The 17,070-nt window shown below is 63.3% G+C and carries 13 protein-coding genes; 8 read left to right on the top strand and 5 right to left on the bottom strand.

The annotated features are described in order from the left end of the window. Both ACHWUQ_RS01810 and ACHWUQ_RS01805 read left to right on the top strand, forming a co-directional pair. A partial coding sequence (locus ACHWUQ_RS01810) for an RHS repeat-associated core domain-containing protein (RefSeq protein WP_394680177.1) occupies positions 1–1,834 on the top strand: 1,834 nt, incomplete at its 5' end. 1 nt (position 1,835) lies between these two features. Further along, complete coding sequence (locus tag ACHWUQ_RS01805) at positions 1,836–2,201, top strand: DUF6258 family protein (protein ID WP_394680176.1); 366 nt, start codon at positions 1,836–1,838, stop codon at positions 2,199–2,201. A 196-nt stretch (positions 2,202–2,397) separates the two neighbouring features. On the opposite strand, the gene uraH is transcribed toward ACHWUQ_RS01805, so the two are convergent. Continuing rightward, the gene (gene uraH / locus ACHWUQ_RS01800) at positions 2,398–2,748 is read right to left on the bottom strand and encodes a hydroxyisourate hydrolase (protein WP_230771886.1); all 351 of its coding nucleotides are present in this window, start codon (positions 2,746–2,748) and stop codon (positions 2,398–2,400) included. A 92-nt stretch (positions 2,749–2,840) separates the two neighbouring features. Between uraH and ACHWUQ_RS01795 the strand changes: the two genes are divergently transcribed. From ACHWUQ_RS01795 to ACHWUQ_RS01770, 6 genes are all read left to right on the top strand, one after another. Further along, entirely contained in the window at positions 2,841–3,518 is a 678-nt protein-coding gene (locus ACHWUQ_RS01795) for a GntR family transcriptional regulator (RefSeq protein WP_239811161.1), read from the top strand. Then, the gene (gene puuE / locus ACHWUQ_RS01790) at positions 3,515–4,474 is read left to right on the top strand and encodes an allantoinase PuuE (protein WP_312410248.1); all 960 of its coding nucleotides are present in this window, start codon (positions 3,515–3,517) and stop codon (positions 4,472–4,474) included. The genes ACHWUQ_RS01795 and puuE overlap by 4 nt, the downstream gene beginning before the upstream one ends. Before the next feature lie 57 nt (positions 4,475–4,531). Then, on the top strand, positions 4,532–6,307 hold the full coding sequence (uraD, locus tag ACHWUQ_RS01785) for a 2-oxo-4-hydroxy-4-carboxy-5-ureidoimidazoline decarboxylase (RefSeq protein ID WP_394680175.1): 1,776 nt from the start codon (positions 4,532–4,534) through the stop codon (positions 6,305–6,307). Next, on the top strand, positions 6,304–7,575 hold the full coding sequence (locus ACHWUQ_RS01780; protein ID WP_394680174.1) for a M20/M25/M40 family metallo-hydrolase: 1,272 nt from the start codon (positions 6,304–6,306) through the stop codon (positions 7,573–7,575). The genes uraD and ACHWUQ_RS01780 overlap by 4 nt, the downstream gene beginning before the upstream one ends. A gap of 270 nt (positions 7,576–7,845) precedes the next feature. Further along, complete coding sequence (locus ACHWUQ_RS01775; protein WP_394680173.1) at positions 7,846–9,333, top strand: nucleobase:cation symporter-2 family protein; 1,488 nt, start codon at positions 7,846–7,848, stop codon at positions 9,331–9,333. A gap of 103 nt (positions 9,334–9,436) precedes the next feature. Beyond that, positions 9,437–11,740 (top strand): NADP-dependent malic enzyme, encoded by a 2,304-nt coding sequence (locus tag ACHWUQ_RS01770; RefSeq protein WP_230771898.1) that lies wholly within the window; start codon positions 9,437–9,439, stop codon positions 11,738–11,740. A gap of 113 nt (positions 11,741–11,853) precedes the next feature. Here ACHWUQ_RS01770 and ACHWUQ_RS01765 read toward each other — a convergent pair whose 3' ends face one another. From ACHWUQ_RS01765 to ACHWUQ_RS01750, 4 genes are all read right to left on the bottom strand, one after another. Then, a complete protein-coding gene (locus tag ACHWUQ_RS01765) occupies positions 11,854–13,209 on the bottom strand; it encodes a four-carbon acid sugar kinase family protein (protein ID WP_394680172.1) in 1,356 nt (451 codons plus the stop codon). A gap of 5 nt (positions 13,210–13,214) precedes the next feature. Beyond that, positions 13,215–14,492 (bottom strand): ribulose-bisphosphate carboxylase large subunit family protein, encoded by a 1,278-nt coding sequence (locus ACHWUQ_RS01760; protein ID WP_394680171.1) that lies wholly within the window; start codon positions 14,490–14,492, stop codon positions 13,215–13,217. Positions 14,493–14,522: 30 nt separating this feature from the next. Then, positions 14,523–15,062, bottom strand: a complete 540-nt coding sequence (locus ACHWUQ_RS01755; RefSeq protein WP_239811154.1) for a VOC family protein — start codon at positions 15,060–15,062, stop codon at positions 14,523–14,525. A 120-nt stretch (positions 15,063–15,182) separates the two neighbouring features. Then, entirely contained in the window at positions 15,183–17,069 is a 1,887-nt protein-coding gene (locus ACHWUQ_RS01750; protein ID WP_394680170.1) for a TRAP transporter large permease subunit, read from the bottom strand. Position 17,070 lies beyond the last annotated feature (1 nt).

Raw genomic sequence — 17,070 nt, 5'->3', positions numbered from 1 at the left:
GATGGTCGGCATGCGAAGCCATGCCGGCATCAGCCGCTTTGCCTACGACGGGGCAGGGAGATTAACTGGCGCGCACACGCCGCATGCTGGCTCGCAACGCTGGCAATTCGACCCAGCAGGCAACCGCCTACCCATCGCTGGGCCTGAAACCCTGCCCACCGCCCCAGACGCCATCACCGGCCACCTCAACGAAACCGACCGCCTCAGAGCCCAGCAACGCGCCGCCGCCCAAGCCAACCCCATCACCCAAGAGCAACTGCTGCGCAGCGACTTCAACCCGCTCCAAGCGGGTCCAGACCCCAGCAGCAACCAACCGCTGCACACCAGCAAACGCTGGGCCGGCAACCGCGTGGCCTATTACGAGAACCAGGAAGATGCGAGTAGCCAGGGTGCAAAAATCCACTACCAGTACGACAGCCGGGGCAATCGCACCCAAAGCCTGGACGAGGCCAAGGGGCGCAAGCTGGAGCTGGCGTATGACAGTGGCAACCAGTTGGTGCAGGTAGTCGTTGAAGAAGCAGGTCAGCGCCACACCCAGAGCTACCGCTACGACGCCTTTGGACGGCGCCTGGCCAAATACAAAATGCCGGCGAACTCAGAAGCAGGTGGTTTGAGCGAGACAGACTACTTCGGCTGGGACGGAGATCGCCTGATCCACACCGAGCGCTTTAACAGCGCCAATGCCAAAGATGACGATGGCGCAACCCAACCAGAAATCATCCACACCATCTACGAGCCAGGGTCCTTCACTCCGCTGATCCAGCTGCGCAGAGCCAGCAAAGCTCCCCTTGACCTGGGCGAACAACTGCTCGCCAACACCTCGCCAGGCGTAGTGCAAGACGCCTTGCGCAAAGCCCTGGCAGATATCAAAGAGCTCAGCGCCACGCTGCCCCAGAACATCGCCTTTAAATCCATGTCCAAGGATGTGCAGATCTTTATGCGCGAACAGCTGCAGGAGTACGAGCAAACGTTGAGCGACCAGCGCAAAGCAGCTGCAGAAAAAGTCGAGATCCGCCACTACCTCTGCGACCACCTGGGAACGCCCAATGCGCTGATCCGCGAGAACAGCCGGCTCGATTGGGCGGTGCAATTAGATGCTTGGGGGAATGTGCGGGTGGAGCATAACCCGGATGAGCTGTACCAGCCAATTCGGCTGCCGGGGCAGCATGCGGATGGGGACACGGGGCTTTATTACAACCGGCATCGGTATTATGAGCCAACTAATGGAGGGTATGCCACTCAGGATATGCTAGGGGTGGAGGGAGGAATAAACCTCGGAATGTACACAGGAAACCCACTCAAATGGATAGACCCTCAAGGGCTTTCTCCTGTAGCGACAAATGCCTGTGTCGTTGATCCGATTACAAAGCAAAATGTAGGAAGATTTATTGTGGATTCACGAGGAAATATTATTCCTGAGCCAGTGGGCGGCAAAACAATCCCTTACCCGCTATCCAACCCTGGAAGTCCGGATACCCATACACTATACGCAAATGGTTCAAATGCATACAGATTAAATCCCCAAGGGCATGCCAATAACCCAACACCTCACGGGCATGCACACTTACCGGGAACAGGTCCCAGCAGAAAAGGGCAAGGCCCATCTCTAGATGCTAGCGGACAGCAAGTTCCGTCCAACAGCGCTGGCGCACACATTGCATTAAAATCGCTTGGAGCAATTGACTTCCTAAGAAGTCTATACCAAATGGGTCGGCTTAAATCCTGTACTGAAGGTGGTTTTGGACAGTGTTTTTGCGCTTTAAATAATACAACCATGGGACATGATGAAAGAACTTCAGACAATGCCTGCATGGGAAACATAATGGATCTTTAAAATGATACTCAGTGACAATCAGAAAATTTACGTGGGCGACCGAGCTATAACCAAAGTAATGTTTGAAACATTAGCCAATAAAATATCTATCGAATTTGACTGTGTCTCCATTTTTGAAACCGAACGTTGGATCCCAGGGGAATCTATTGACATAGACAACTGCGTAATAGATTTTTTTGAGGTGACAGATTACTTCATAAAGCCTCTGGGATTTACCCCCAATGATTTTATAATCAACATTGAACTATCAAGCCATAAAGTAAATATTAAAACTCTAGGTGAATTATATAATTCACAAAATCACCAGCCAGATATTGTAGAAGGTGAGTTGTATATTGAGTTCGGTAGATACGCCATCAACGAATGATGGTAATGGGCACCACTTAAGAATTCTGCGAAACCCTCATCCGAAGGGCTGAACGCGGATCTGAATAAGACACATGAAGTCTTTTTGACAGGCAAGACGTAGCCATTGATTAGGAAGGCAACGAAGCGGATCGCCCGAACCCGCATCCATACCTCAAGGAAGGGGATCGGCAGAATTCCCTAAGCGCCCCCCCGCCTCAAGACCCCCGGTACGTCGAATAGCTCCAGGGGCTGACGAGCAGCGGCACGTGGTAGTGCTGGTCCGCATGGGCCACGCCAAAGTCCAAGTTCACCTGGTTCAGAAAGTTGGGGCTGGGCAGCTCCACGCCCTTGGCGGCAAAGTAGGCCGCCACCTCAAAGCTCAGGCGGTAGGTGCCGGGGCGCAGCGATGCATTGTCAAACAATGGGGTCTGGGTGCGTCCGTCGTGGTTCAGCGTGTCACGCCGGATCAGGCGCAGCTCGCCGCCATCGGTGGCATACAGTGCAATGTCCATGCCCGCTGCGGGGCAGCCGTGCATCGTATCGAGAACGTGGGTGCTCAGGCCCATAGGTAAATCTCCTGATGATTCTGGGTAAGATCGGACTGGTGATGTGCACTAAAAGTGTATACACTTTTTGTCATTCGGCCTACTATCCTGACATGGAAACCACCTCAACGTCCACCATTGCCCAATCCCTGACCCGTGCCATCGTCGAGCACCGGTTGCTGCCGGGCACCAAGCTGGCCGAGCAGAAACTCGCGGACCACTTTGGCGTGTCGCGCACCCTGGTGCGCCAGGCGCTGTTCCAGCTCTCGCAGAACCACCTGGTCACGCTGGAGCCGGCACGCGGCGCCTTTGTGTCGACCCCGTCCGTCACCGAAGCGCGCCAGGTCTTTGCCGTGCGCAAGATGCTCGAAGCGCAGATGACCCGCAGCTTTGTCGAGACCGTCACGCCCAAGCAGATCAAGGTCTTGCGCGAGCATGTGCGGCAAGAGGCCGCCGCCGTGCACCGCGCCGATGTCACCGAGCGCACCGAGCTGCTGGGCGACTTCCATGTGCGCATGGCCGAGCTGATGGGCAACGATGTACTGGCCCAGCTGCTGGGCGACCTGATCTCGCGCTGCGCGCTGATCACCCTGATGTACCAGTCGGCCAGCGCTGCCGCCCATTCGCACGAGGAGCACGAAGAGATCGTGCAGGCCCTCGCCCGCAAGGATGCAGAAGGCGCTGTGCGGCTGATGATCGCGCACCTGGAGCATGTCGAGCAAGGCCTGCAGTTCGAACGCGAGATTCCCAGCAACGATTTATCCATGGCTCTGTCCTCGATCACGCTATGACCTACGACGCTACCACACCCTACCCCCGCGACCTCATCGGCTACGGCCGCGATGTGCCCCACGCCCAGTGGCCCCAGGGCGCGCGCATTGCCGTGCAGTTTGTGCTGAACTACGAGGAAGGCGGCGAAAACCATGTGCTGCACGGTGACCCGGGCAGCGAGCAGTTCCTGTCGGAAATGTTCAACCCGGCCTCGTACCCGGACCGCCACATGAGCATGGATGGCATCTATGAATACGGCTCGCGCGCCGGCGTATGGCGCCTGCTGCGCGAGTTTGAGAAGCGCGGTCTGCCGCTGACGGTGTTTGGCGTGGCCTCGGCACTGCAACGCCACCGCGAACTGGCCCAGGCGTTTTCCGATCTGGGCCATGAGGTGGCCTGCCACGGCCTCAAATGGGTGCACTACCAGAACACGCCCGAAGACGTGGAGCGCGCCCACATGCAGCAGGCCATGGATATCTTCCACAGCCTCTACGGCAGCCGCAGCACCCACGGCCTGGGCTGGTACACCGGCCGCGACAGCCCCAACACCCACCGCCTGGTGGCCGATTTTGGCGGCTTTGCCTATGACAGCGACTACTACGGCGACGACCTGCCGTTCTGGATGAAGGTCGGCAAGAGCGATGGCAGCGCTGCCCACCAGCTGATCCTGCCCTATACGCTGGACTGCAACGATATGCGCTTTGCGCTGCCCCAGGGCTATTCGCATGCCGATCCCTTCTTCCAGTACCTCAAGGACAGCTTCGATGTGCTGTACGCCGAAGGCGATCCCGCCGGTGAGAACCGCCCCAAGATGATGAGCATCGGCATGCACTGCCGCCTGCTGGGCCGCCCGGGCCGCATCACCGCACTGCAGCGCTTTTTGGACCATATCCAGCAGCACCAGAACGTCTGGGTCTGCCGCCGCATCGACATCGCCCGCCACTGGGCCGAGCGCTTTCCCGCGCCCACGCTCTGAAAGACGACACCACCGCGCGCGTGCGCAAACGGCACCCATCCATTCGATAGGAAACACATGGCCCTGACCCTGGAACAACTCAACCAAGCCACGCCCGATGCGGCACTGGCCATGCTCGATGGGCTGTACGAGCACTCGCCCTGGATTGCCCAGGCCGCGCTGGCCCAGCGGCCCTTTGCCTCGCTCGCCCAGCTCAAGCACGCGATGGTGCGCGTACTGGCGCAGGCCCCGGTCGATGCGCAGCTCGCCTTGATCCGCGCCCACCCCGAGTTGGCAGGCAAGGCCATGGTGGCCAACACCTTGACGGCAGAGTCCACCTCGGAGCAAAACCGCGCGGGTCTCACCCAGTGCACGCCCGAGGAGTTCGCGCAGATTCAGCAGCTCAATGCAGACTACAACGCGCGCTTTGGCTTTCCGTTCATCCTGGCGGTGCGCGGGCCCCGGGGCCTGGGCCTGCCCAAGCAGGAGATCATCGCCACCTTTGCGCGGCGCCTGAACCACCACCCCGATTTCGAGCGCGAGGAGGCGCTGCGCAACATCCACCGCATCGCCGAGATCCGCCTGAACGACAAGTTCGGCTACGAGCCGGTGCTGGGCAACGACGTCTGGGACTGGCAAGAGCGCCTGGCCCAGCACAGCGACGAGGGCTTTGCCGAAAAAGGCCAGCTCACCGTCACCTACCTGACCGATGCCCACCGCGCCTGTGCCCAGCGCATCAGCCACTGGATGCGCGACAGCGGCTTTGACGAGGTCGAGATCGATGCGGTCGGCAATGTCGTGGGCCGCTACCGCCCGGCGCAAGAAGGCGGCAAGTACCTGCTGACCGGCAGCCATTACGACACTGTGCGCAACGGTGGCAAGTACGACGGGCGCCTGGGCATCTTTGTGCCGATGGCCTGTGTGCGCGAGCTGCACCGCGCCGGCAAACGCCTGCCCTTCGGCATCGAGGTGGTGGCCTTTGCCGAGGAGGAAGGCCAGCGCTACAAGGCCACCTTCCTGGGCTCGGGCGCGCTGATCGGCCACTTCAACCCGCAGTGGCTGGACCAGGCAGACGCCGCCGGCATCACGATGCGCGAGGCCATGCAGCACGCCGGCCTGTGCATCGACGACATCCCCAAGATCCAGCGCGATGCCTCGCAGTACCTGGGCTTTATCGAGGTGCACATCGAGCAGGGCCCGGTGCTGACCGAGCTGGATATTCCGCTGGGCATCGTCACCTCGATCAATGGCAGTTCGCGCTTTGTCTGCGAGATGCAGGGCATGGCCAGCCATGCCGGCACCACGCCGATGGACCGCCGCCGCGATGCCGCCTGCGGCGTGGCCGAGCTGATGCTGTACGCCGAGCAGCGCGCCGCGCAAGATGGCGACTCGGTCGCAACCGTCGGCATGCTGGAGGTGCCCAGCGGCTCGATCAACGTCGTACCCGGCCGGTGCAAGTTCAGCATCGACATGCGCGCCCCCACCGATCCGCAGCGCGATGCGCTGGTGCGCGACGTGATGGGCCAGCTGGAGGCGATTGCGCAAAAGCGTGGCCTGCGCTACCGCGCCGAGCAAACCATGCAGGCCGCAGCGGCCCCCAGCGCTCCGGCCTGGCAGCAGCGCTGGGAAAAGGCCGTGGCCGCCCAGGGCGTGCCCTTGTTCCGCATGCCCAGCGGCGCCGGCCACGATGCGATGAAGCTGCACGAGATCATGCCCCAGGCCATGCTCTTTGTGCGCGGCATCAACAGTGGTATCAGCCACAACCCGCTGGAATCCTCGACCGCCGATGACATGCAACTGGCGATCGACAGCTTCAGCCACGTCCTTCAACAACTAGAAAACGAAACCGTATGACCACGAACAACGCCACCTACGCCGCCCTGGACCAGTGGATCGACCAGCACTTTGACGAGCAGGTGCAGTTCTTCCAGAAGCTGGTGCAAGTCCCCACGGACACGCCGCCTGGCGACAACACGCCGCATGCCGAGCGCACTGCCGAGCTGCTGCAGGCCATGGGCTACACCGCTGAAAAGCATGAGGTACCCCAGGCCGATGTTGAAGCCTATGGCATGACCTCGATCACCAACCTGATCGTGCGCCGCCCCTTTGGCGCAGCCGGCTCGGGCCGCACCATTGCACTCAATGCCCATGGCGATGTGGTGCCGCCTGGTGAAGGCTGGAGCCATGACCCCTATGGCGCCCGCATTGTCGACGGCAAGCTCTATGGCCGGGCTGCCGCCGTGAGCAAGTGCGATTTCTCCACCTTCACCTACGCGCTGCGCGCACTGGAGGCCGTGGCCAAGCCCAGCAAGGGCGCGGTCGAACTGCACTTTACCTATGACGAAGAGTTTGGCGGCCTGCTGGGCCCCGGCTGGCTGCTGGAAAAAGGCCTGACCAAGCCCGACCTGATGGTCGCCGCTGGATTCAGCTATGAAGTGGTCGTCGCCCACAATGGCTGCCTGCAGATGGAAATCACCGTGCACGGCAAGATGGCCCATGCCGCCGTGCCCCACACCGGTGTGGATGCGCTGCAGGCCACCGTCGCGATCATGAACGACCTGTATGCGGAAAACACCACCTACCAAAAGGTCAGCTCCCAGGTTGCAGGCATCAAGCACCCCTACCTGAACATTGGCCGCATCGTAGGCGGCACCAACACCAATGTGATCCCCGGCAAGGTGCTGCTCAAGATTGACCGCCGCATGATCCCCGAGGAGAACCCGGTCGAGGTCGAGGCCCATATCCGCCAGGTGATTGCCAAGGCGGTGGAGCGCTTCAACAGCGAGCGCGGCTACCAGGGCGAAGACGCCGTGCGCATCGATATCAAGCGCCTGCTGCTGGCCAATGCGATGACGCCGCTGGCCGGCAACCAGCCGCTGGTCGATGCCATCCAGACCCATGGCGAAGCGCTGTTTGGCGAGAAGCCTCCGGCCGTCGGCACGCCGCTGTACACCGATGTGCGCCTGTACGTCGAGCGCGGCATTCCCGGCGTCATCTACGGCGCAGGCCCGCGCACCGTGCTGGAAAGCCATGCCAAGCGCGCCGACGAGCGCCTCGACCTGGAAGACCTGCGCCGCGCCACCAAGGTCATCGCCCGCTCGCTGGTCGATCTGTTGGCCTGATCCAACGCGGCGCTCCAGCACGCCGCCGAAAACATCCTTTTACCAACTGCCCCCTGGCCCGGCGCCCGGGGGCAGTTTTGCTTGTGCCTGCAAGCTTTGCGGGGGGCGGGCCGCTCATCGGCCACGGGGTTTGAAGCCGCTGCAACAGCGCTGCTTGAGGGTAATCAGGGGGGTGCTGTTGCAGTGCATGTGTATACACTTTTTGTATGGATTCCTAAGCAATAACACTGGCTTATTCAGTCAAATTCCCCCGCATGAGGAGTGATAAAGATGCAATCTGACAAACACCCCGTTGACCAGGTGCTGCCCCTGGGGCGCCTCACCACCTTGGGCTTGCAGCATGTACTGGTCATGTACGCGGGGGCCGTGGCGGTGCCGCTGATCGTGGGCCGCGCGCTCAACCTCGATTCCCACCAGATAGCCAAGCTGATCTCCGCTGATCTCTTCGTCTGCGGCCTGGTTACCCTGATACAGGCCTGGGGCGCGACCCGTTGGTTTGGCATCCAGCTGCCGGTGATGATGGGCGTGACCTTTGCCAGCGTGGCGCCGATGATCTCGATGGCGCAGACCAATGGCGGCGTCTATGGCGCAGGCCTGATCTTTGGCTCGGTCATCGGGGCGGGGGTCATCTCGATACTGATCTCGCCGCTGGTCAGCCGCATGCTGCGGTTCTTCCCGCCGGTCGTCACCGGCACCATCATCACGGTCATTGGCATCAGCCTGATGCGCGTGGGCATCAACTGGATCTTTGGCAACCCCGCCGGCCCCACCGCGCCTTCGGTGCCCAATCCCGAGCATGTCAAATGGCTGCAGAGTGCGCAGGTGGCCGCTGGCGCGCCCGGCTCGGCGCTGCCCCCCATCCCCCATGGGCTGGCGATTCTGCCGTCGGTCCCCAACCCCCGCTATGCGGACCTGAGCGGCGTGGGCATCTCTGCATTGGTGCTGGTCTGCATCCTGCTGATCACCAAGTTTGCCAAGGGCTTCATGGCCAATATCGCGGTGCTGGCCGGCATTGTCATTGGCGCCATCGTCGCCTCGGCGATGGGCCTGATGACCTATGAAAAAGTGGCGCATGCCGAATGGTTTGATTTTGTGATGCCGTTCGAGATTGCGATGCCGGTGTTCGACCCCATCCTGATCCTGACGATGACCCTGGTGATGATCGTCGTGATGATCGAATCGGTCGGCATGTTCCTGGCGCTGGGCGACATGACGAACAAGGAGGTCACCCCGGCCGACCTGACCCGGGGCCTGCGCACCGATGGCCTGGGCACCTTGCTGGGCGGCATCTTCAATACCTTCCCCTACACCAGCTTCTCGCAAAACGTGGGCCTGGTGGCAGTCACCGGCATCCAGAGCCGCTTTGTCTGCGTGGCCGGCGGCTTCATCCTGATCATTCTGGGCGTGCTGCCCAAGCTGGGCGCGCTGGTCGAATCGCTGCCGACGATGGTGCTCGGCGGTGCGGGTCTGGTCATGTTCGGCATGGTCGCTGCCACCGGCATCCGCATCCTGTCGAATGTGGACTTCCGCCATAACCGCTACAACGCCATGGTGGTGGCGGTGTCCATCGGCGTCGGCATGATTCCGCTGATTGCACCGCAATTCCGCCAGTGGATGCCCCATGCCATCCACCCGCTGATCGAATCGGGCATCCTGCTGGCCTCCATCTGTGCGGTGGCGTTGAACCTGTTTTTCAACGGCGCCAAACTTGACCAGGCCCAGATCATCAAGGCTGCGCAGCAAGCAGATGCCCACTGACAAGATTGCTGCGGTGCAGCATCGAAACTTAGGCCCACTGCCCCATAGGGGTGGGCCTGCGCCTTTATCATCAGCTGGGTTCACACTGGATTGATTCACTCTTATGGCACAACAACTGTCCGCCGCCGAACAGGCACTGCGCGAAGCCGCACTCGAATACCATCGCAGCCCCAGCAAGGGCAAGATCTCCGTCACCCCCACCAAGCCGCTGTCCAACCAGCGTGACCTGTCGCTGGCCTATTCGCCAGGCGTGGCCTACCCTTGCCTGGACATCGAAGCCGATCCCAGCCTGGCAGCCGACTACACCTCGCGCGGCAACCTGGTCGGTGTGATCACCAACGGCACCGCCGTGCTGGGCCTGGGCGATATCGGCCCGCTGGCCAGCAAGCCGGTGATGGAAGGCAAGGGCTGCCTGTTCAAGAAGTTCGCCGGCGTCGATGTGTTCGACATCGAGCTGGCCGAGCGCGATCCAGACAAGCTGATCGACATCATCGCCAGCCTCGAGCCCACGCTGGGCGGCATCAACCTCGAAGACATCAAGGCACCCGAGTGCTTCTACATCGAGCAAGAGCTGTCCAAGCGCATGAACATTCCGGTGTTCCATGATGACCAGCACGGCACGGCCATCATCTCCAGCGCTGCGCTGCTCAACGGGCTGGAACTGGTCGACAAGCAGATCGGCAACGTGAAGATCGCCGTCTCCGGCGCGGGCGCTGCAGCCATTGCCTGCGTCGATGTGATGGTGGGCCTGGGCGTCAAGCGCGAGAACATCTTCATGGTGGACTCCAAGGGCGTGATCTACGAAGGCCGCCCTGGCAACCTGGATGCCTCCAAGGCGCGCTACGCGCAAAAGACCGAAGCCCGTACCCTGGCCGACGTGGTCAACGGCGCTGACGTGTTCCTGGGCTGCTCCGCCCCGGGCGTGCTGACGGCCGACATGGTCAAGACCATGGCCGACAAGCCCATCATCCTGGCGCTGGCCAACCCCGAGCCGGAAATCCGCCCCGAGCTGGCCAAGGCCGTTCGCCCCGATTGCATCATCGCCACCGGCCGTTCGGACTACCCGAACCAGGTCAACAACGTGCTGTGCTTCCCCTACATCTTCCGTGGCGCGCTCGATTGCGGCGCCAGCAAGATCACCGAGGCGATGAAGCTGGCCTGCGTGCGCGAGATCGCCGCGCTGGCCAAGCAGGACGTCAGCGACGAAGTAGCTGCTGCCTACCAGGGCAAGGAGCTGAAGTTCGGCCCCGACTACCTGATCCCCACCCCGTTCGACACGCGCCTGATCCTGCGCATTGCGCCCGCCGTGGCCAAGGCTGCGCAAGAGTCCGGCGTGGCTGCACGCCCGATCGAAGACATCGACGCCTACCGTGAGAACCTCACCCGCTTCGTCTACCAGACCAGCATGTTCATGCGCCCGGTGTTTGCTGCGGCCAAGAGCCATGTGCAACGCGTGGCCTACGCCGAAGGCGAAGACGAGCGCGTGCTGCGCGCCGTGCAGGTCGCCGTGGACGACGGCCTGGCCAAGCCGATCCTGATCGGCCGCCCGGCCGTCATCGAAGCCCGCATCGCCAAGGCCGGTCTGCGCCTGCAACTGGGCAAGGATGTGGACATCGTCGATCCGGAAGATGACCCGCGCTTCCGCCAGTACTGGGAGGCCTACCACGCCCTGATGGGCCGCAATGGCGTGACCCCCGAGGTCGCCAAGTCTGCCGTGCGCCGCTCCAACACCGTGATCGCCGCGCTCATGGTGCACCTGGGCGATGCCGATGCGATGCTGTGTGGCGTGATGGGCCGCTTCGACAAGCACCTGGGCCATATCGAAGACGTGCTGGGCCACCAGACCGATGCCAACCGCCTGGCCACCGTGAACGCGCTGATGCTGGAAAACCGCACGCTGTTCATCGCCGACACCTACATCAACGAAGACCCGACCGCCGAAGAGCTGGCCCAAATCGCCAAGCTCGCCGCGCAAGAGGTGCAGCGTTTTGGCCTGCCGCCCAAGGTGGCCTTCCTGTCGCACAGCAACTACGGCTCGTCCACCCGCAAGTCGGCGCTGAAGATGCGCGCTGCCCGCGACCTGTTTGCCGCTGCCAACCCCGACATCGAATGCGATGGCGAGATGCATGGCGACGCCGCGCTGGACGAACACGTGCGCGAGCGCACCCTCATCGAGTCGAGCCTGACCGGTGAAGCCAATGTGCTGATCTGCCCGAACCTGGACGCAGCGAACATTCTGTTCAATGTACTCAAGACCACCGCCTCGCACGGCACCACCATCGGCCCGATCCTGCTGGGCAGCGAGGCACCCGCCCATGTGCTGACCCCTTCGTCCACCGTGCGCCGCGTGGTCAACATGACGGCCCTGGTGGCCGCCCAGGCCCAAGCCCGCAAGGAAGGCAAGTAAGCCCTGGCGCGGCACCCGCTGCGCCTTGGTTTGGTTTGCACGGATAGCCCAAAGATAGCCCCAGGCACAGCGCCTGGGGCTTTTTTACGTCTGCCACTCAGCCACGGCGGCTTTCAGCACGCCCCCGTCACCAGCCGGTCAAACAGCTGCGCATCGCCCATCTGCCCGCCTTTGAGCATCAGCTCCAGCCCATCGATGCGCGCATCATCGCTGCGCGCCACGCTCAAGGTCACCCCGGGCGCCAAGGTGCTGTGGAAGGCCAGCCCCCACAGCCCCATCGCTTGCGTTGCCAGGCTGGAGGTATCGCCACCTGCAATGCCCAGGCGCCGCAAGGGCTGGCCCTGTGCGGCCAGCAGGCGCAAGGTCTCTGCCACCAGCTGCGCGCTGCGCTGTGCCACTGCTGCCGTCGTGGCCGCATCCACCGCTTGGCTGGGCCGGCTGGTGTGCGCCAGCATAGGGCGCCCCTCGTGCAGGCCCTGGGCCAACTGGGCCGCGCAAGCGCTCAGATAGCCGTCTTCGGCCAGCAGCCGGCCCACCTCCACCTCCCGCTTGTCAAACTGCTGGCTGGCCGCGATCTGCTGGCGGGAGACCGGCGACAGGCTGCCGACCAGCACCAGCACCGGGCCCTGCGCGGGCGCCAGCGGCTCAGCCGCTGGCACATCGCCCAACCATCCCAGTTGGCGCCAGCCTGCTATCAGGCACTGCTCCACGCCGCTGGGCCCCACGGCCAGCAACGGCGCTTGCTGCGCACGCGCCCACAGCAGCGCGCCAATCTGCGGCAGCTGGGCTTCGTGCACCAGGTCGATCAGCAAGGCATCTGGCACAGGGCCTGCGCCTTCTTGCGCCTGCATCCAGCGCAACAGCACCTCGGTATCGGCACCCGCCAGCTCCAGCTGCCGCGTGCTCAGCAGCCGAATATCGGCCAGCCCTTGCCTGGCCAGGTGCAGGCGCAGATCGGCCTCGTCCATGGGCGTGACGGGGTGCTGCCGCATGGTGGGATGGCGGTCAATACGGTGAACCGCACCACCCGGCCCGGCCTGCGCAAACAGGTTGCCAAAGGCACAAAAGCGCCCGATATTGGGCTGGCCGCCCACGATGACCGCTGGTGATGCAGGCGCCACCTTGCGCAAGGCCGCCACGGCCGCACCAATGCTGCCCACATGCGGAGCGCTGTCAAAGGTGGAGCAGCATTTGTAGTGCAGCAGCGGCGCGCCACTGGCGGCCATGAACTGCGCCACCGGCGCCAGCACCTCGGCCATCGCAGTCGGCGGCAGGCTGCGGGCCGCACCGGCAATGCCAATGGCCTGCAAGGGCCCGGCCTTGGCCCGCTGCGCCTCGGTCGGCACATCCAGAAAAAGCAGGGACCGCAGGCCCGCCTGTGCCACCGTGGCCAGGGTGTCGGTCGCACCGGTAAAGTCATCGCCATACCAGACGACGGCGGGCTGGCCGCGCAGCAGGGTGTCCAGCATGTCGCCTATCCGCGCTTGCCAAAAAACTGCAGCGCGCGCGCCAGCTCCGGCGCATGCCAGGCATAGTCGTCCAGGCTGCTGCCTTCGCGCACGGCAGCCCAGGCCTGGCGAATGCTCACCACACCGGCAGCCGGGCCATCGGGGTGGGCCAGAATGCCGCCGCCCGACATGAACAGCAGGTCATCGCTCTGCAGCGCTGCCCAGGTGGCAGGCACCGTGCCCGCCCATTGGCCCGATGAGAAGGCCGGCAGCACGCGGTCATCCTGCGCCGCAGACAGGCGCCGCTGGCAGTCCTGCGCAGATTCCACCACCTCGGCATCGGGCTGCGCAAACTTGCCCTGCAGGCCATGCACATGCACATGGTCCACCCCAGCCAGGCGCCAAAGGGTCTGGTAGGCCTGGTAGCCCATGCCCAGCATCGGGTCGCGCGACAGTGCGCCATAGCCATTGCGGTGCGCATGCAGCGCCAAGGGCGTGTGGCGCCGCAGGCTCTGGATGCCCGATAGCCCGCACCAGTTGATGCTGGCCATCACGCAACTGCCGCCCTCCTGTTGCACCAGATCGGCATGGCGCAGCATGGCGCTGGTCTCATCGGTGATGTTGAAGGCCACCATCACCCATTTTCCGGTGCGCTCCCGGTGCTCGCGGATCACGCGCATCACCGCCGGAATGCGCTCCTGCAGCGGTGCATGCGCCGGGTTGGCCGATACCTCGTCGTCCTTGATAAAGTCCACGCCGGCATCACAGAGCTGCCGCACCAGGTCGGCCGTCTGCTCGGCAGAGAGGCCCACATTGGGCTTGATGATGGTGCCCACCATCGCGCCCGCGCTGACCCCAATGCTGCGCCGCGTGCCGGCCACGCCCAGGGTCGGCAGATCGAACTTGTCGCGGTAATCCGGCGGCAAGTCCAGGCTTTCCAGCCGCAGGCCCGACACCTCTCCCAGGTCATACAGATTGCCGCTGACCGTGGCGGCCAAGGTGGGCAGGTTGGCGCCCACATTGGCGATGGGGAAGGCAATGCGCACGCGCGCACGCTGCCAGTTGGCGCCCGCGCCATAGCCTTGGCGCTCCAGCCAGGCATTGGGCAGGCTGGGCCGCTCCACCGTGCCCAGCGGCTGCACCTGCAGCACCTGGGCACGTGCCCGCGCCCGCAGGTCATCGGTCTCGCCCGCCACACGGGTGAAGGTGCCGCAGGATTGCTCACCGGCCATCACCTCGGCCACGGCCTCGGGCGCCAGCGGCGTCTCGATCAGGTAGCTGGCTTCAAAATGGGTAGATTTCATCGCATTTCCAGGCCCAGGGAGGGCCGGCCATCACAGGGTGTTGAGGTCAGGGAAAGGGCGCACAGGGTTCTGGCCGTCCCAGTCCTGGGAGGCCGCGCGGATCAGATCAAACATCTTTCCCTTGGGCCCCATCACCTCGGACAGCTCGATCACCGTGCCCGGGTGGTACTCAGTGTCAAAGTAGATAAAGCGGCCGTTCTTGCCCACCTCGCCACTCATCTGCGGCTTGAAGCCCTGCGCCAGCAAGCGCTGCAGATCGGCGTCGTAGTCGGTGGTCCAGTACGCCACATGCTGCAGGCCCGTGCGGCCGGCGCGCAGAAAGTCGCGGTACATCGATGGCACATCGTTGCGCACCTGGATCAGCTCCACCTGCACAAAGCCCGAGTTGGCCAGCGCCACCGAGTTGTGCGGTTGGTAGCTTTCACCCGCGTACTGGTAGTTCTCGATCGGCACCTTCGGGTTGTAGAACCAGGGGCCCACGCCCAAGGTCTCACTCCAGTACTTCATCGCGGCCTCGATATCGTTGACCACATAGCCCAGCTGGCGGATTTCTCCCAAAAAGCGGCTCATAGCTTGTCTTTCGTTTGTTGTAGGGTTGGTTGTTGCGTTGGTGGCATAGGCGCTGCCTCACGTGGGGTACACGCGATGCAGACCTAGACCTAAAAGCGGGCCCTGAGACCGCAGCCCGCTTTAAAGAAATCCGGTAGAAATCCAGGGGATGGCCGCCACAAAGAGCAGCCCGACGAACAGCGCCAGCATGTAGCCGCCAATGGGCCGAATGCCCTCGTTGGGGTTGACCTTGCTGATCGCGCAGGCGCCGTAGTAGCCCACACCAAAGGGCGGCGCAAACAGGCCAATGCCCATTGCAAAGATCACGACCATCGCGTAATGCACCTCGTGCACGCCCACCGCTTTGGCGATGGGGAACAGCAGCGGGCCAAACAGCACGATGGCGGGGATGCCTTCGAGCACACTGCCCAGCACGATGAAGCAGACGATGGAGATCGCCAGAAAGCCCCAGCTGCCGCCGGGCATACTGGTCATCGCCTTGGCCAGGTCAGACGAGAAGCCCGACTGCGTCAGCCCCCAGGCCATGCCGGTGGCGCAGCCCACAATCAGCATGATCGCGCCCGACAGCGAAGCGGTCTCCACCAGCATGGGTTTGAGGCGCCGCCAGTCAAAGCAGCGGTAGATAAACAGGCCCACCAGCACCGAATAGACCACGCCGATGGTGGACACCTCGGTCGCCGTCGCAATCCCCTCAACGACGGCGGCGCGGATCACAAAGGGCAAGGCCAGCGCCGGCAGGGCAATCACCAGCAGGCGGCCAATCTGCTTGCCGCTGAAGCGCTCCACACCGCCCAGATCCTCTTTGCGGTAGCGCCACCACACGACGCAGCACAGCGCAGCGCCCAGCACCACGGCCGGCAGCATGCCGCCGGTAAACAGCGCGGCAATCGATATGCCGGTGACCGAGCCAATCGTGATCAGCACGATGGACGGCGGAATGGTCTCCGTCTGCGCGCCCGTCGCCGACAGCAGCGCGACCAGATCGCCCTCCTTGGCGCCACGCTTTTTCATCTCCGGGAACAGCACCGGCGCAATCGCCGCCATGTCGGCCACCTTCGATCCCGAGATGCCCGAGACCAGGTACATCGCGCCAATCAGCACATAGGACAGGCCCCCGCGCACGCGGCCCAGCAAGCTGGCCAGAAACTGGATCATCGCCTTGGCCATGCCGGTCATCTCGATCAGCGAGCCCAGAAAAATGAACATCGGCACCGCCAGCATGATCAGGTGCGACATGCCCTCATCGAGCCGCCCCACCATCACCACCAGCGGCGTGCGTGTGGTCAGCGCCAGGTAGCCAAAGGTGGCGAGCGCAAACGAGAACGCAATCGGCACACCCGCAAACACCGTGCCCGCCACCACCAGCACAAAGAAGATCACCAGGTTGAACTTGCCCAGGCTCTTGAACAGCGGCTGGCACAGCCAGAACAGCAGCACCAGCGCGGCCACCAGCGCCACCGCGGCCAGCGCCTTTTGCCAGCTGGTCTGCGTCAGCAGCCGCAGCAGGGCCACCACGGCCATCAGGCCCATGCCCACCGGCAGCGCAGCAGCCCGCCAGGCATTGCTCAGCTCCATCGCCGGGGTGGTGATAAAGGCCTCTTCCTCCGCATATTCGTAGGCGGGGCCCAGCACCATCAGCAAAAAGGCCAGCGACGCGGCCAGCGCAAAGGCCTCCAGCGCTGCGCGCAGGCCCGGCTGCACGTTGTTGATGAATGCCGTCATGCGCATGTGCTCGCCCCGGCGCAGCGCCACCACGGCACCCAGCATGGACAGCCACAGAAACATCAGCGAGGCCAGCTCATCGGACCAGACCAGCGGCTGGTGGAACACATAGCGCGCCACCACGCCGGCAAACAGCACGATGATTTCGGCCAGCACCAGGGCAGCGGCCGCCGTCTCGACGATGGCGCCCAGGCCACGGTCAACGCCACGCGCCAGCGAGGCCAAGGCGTTGTCGGGCGGCGCAGCAGAGAGCCCCGCCAGCGCGGGGGTTGCAGGGTGGGACATG

This window comes from uncultured Comamonas sp., assembly GCF_964277875.1.
Classification (GTDB): domain Bacteria; phylum Pseudomonadota; class Gammaproteobacteria; order Burkholderiales; family Burkholderiaceae_C; genus Comamonas; species Comamonas sediminis.
Note: the sequence above shows the minus strand (reverse complement) of the source record. Positions and strands in the feature narration are given on the sequence as shown.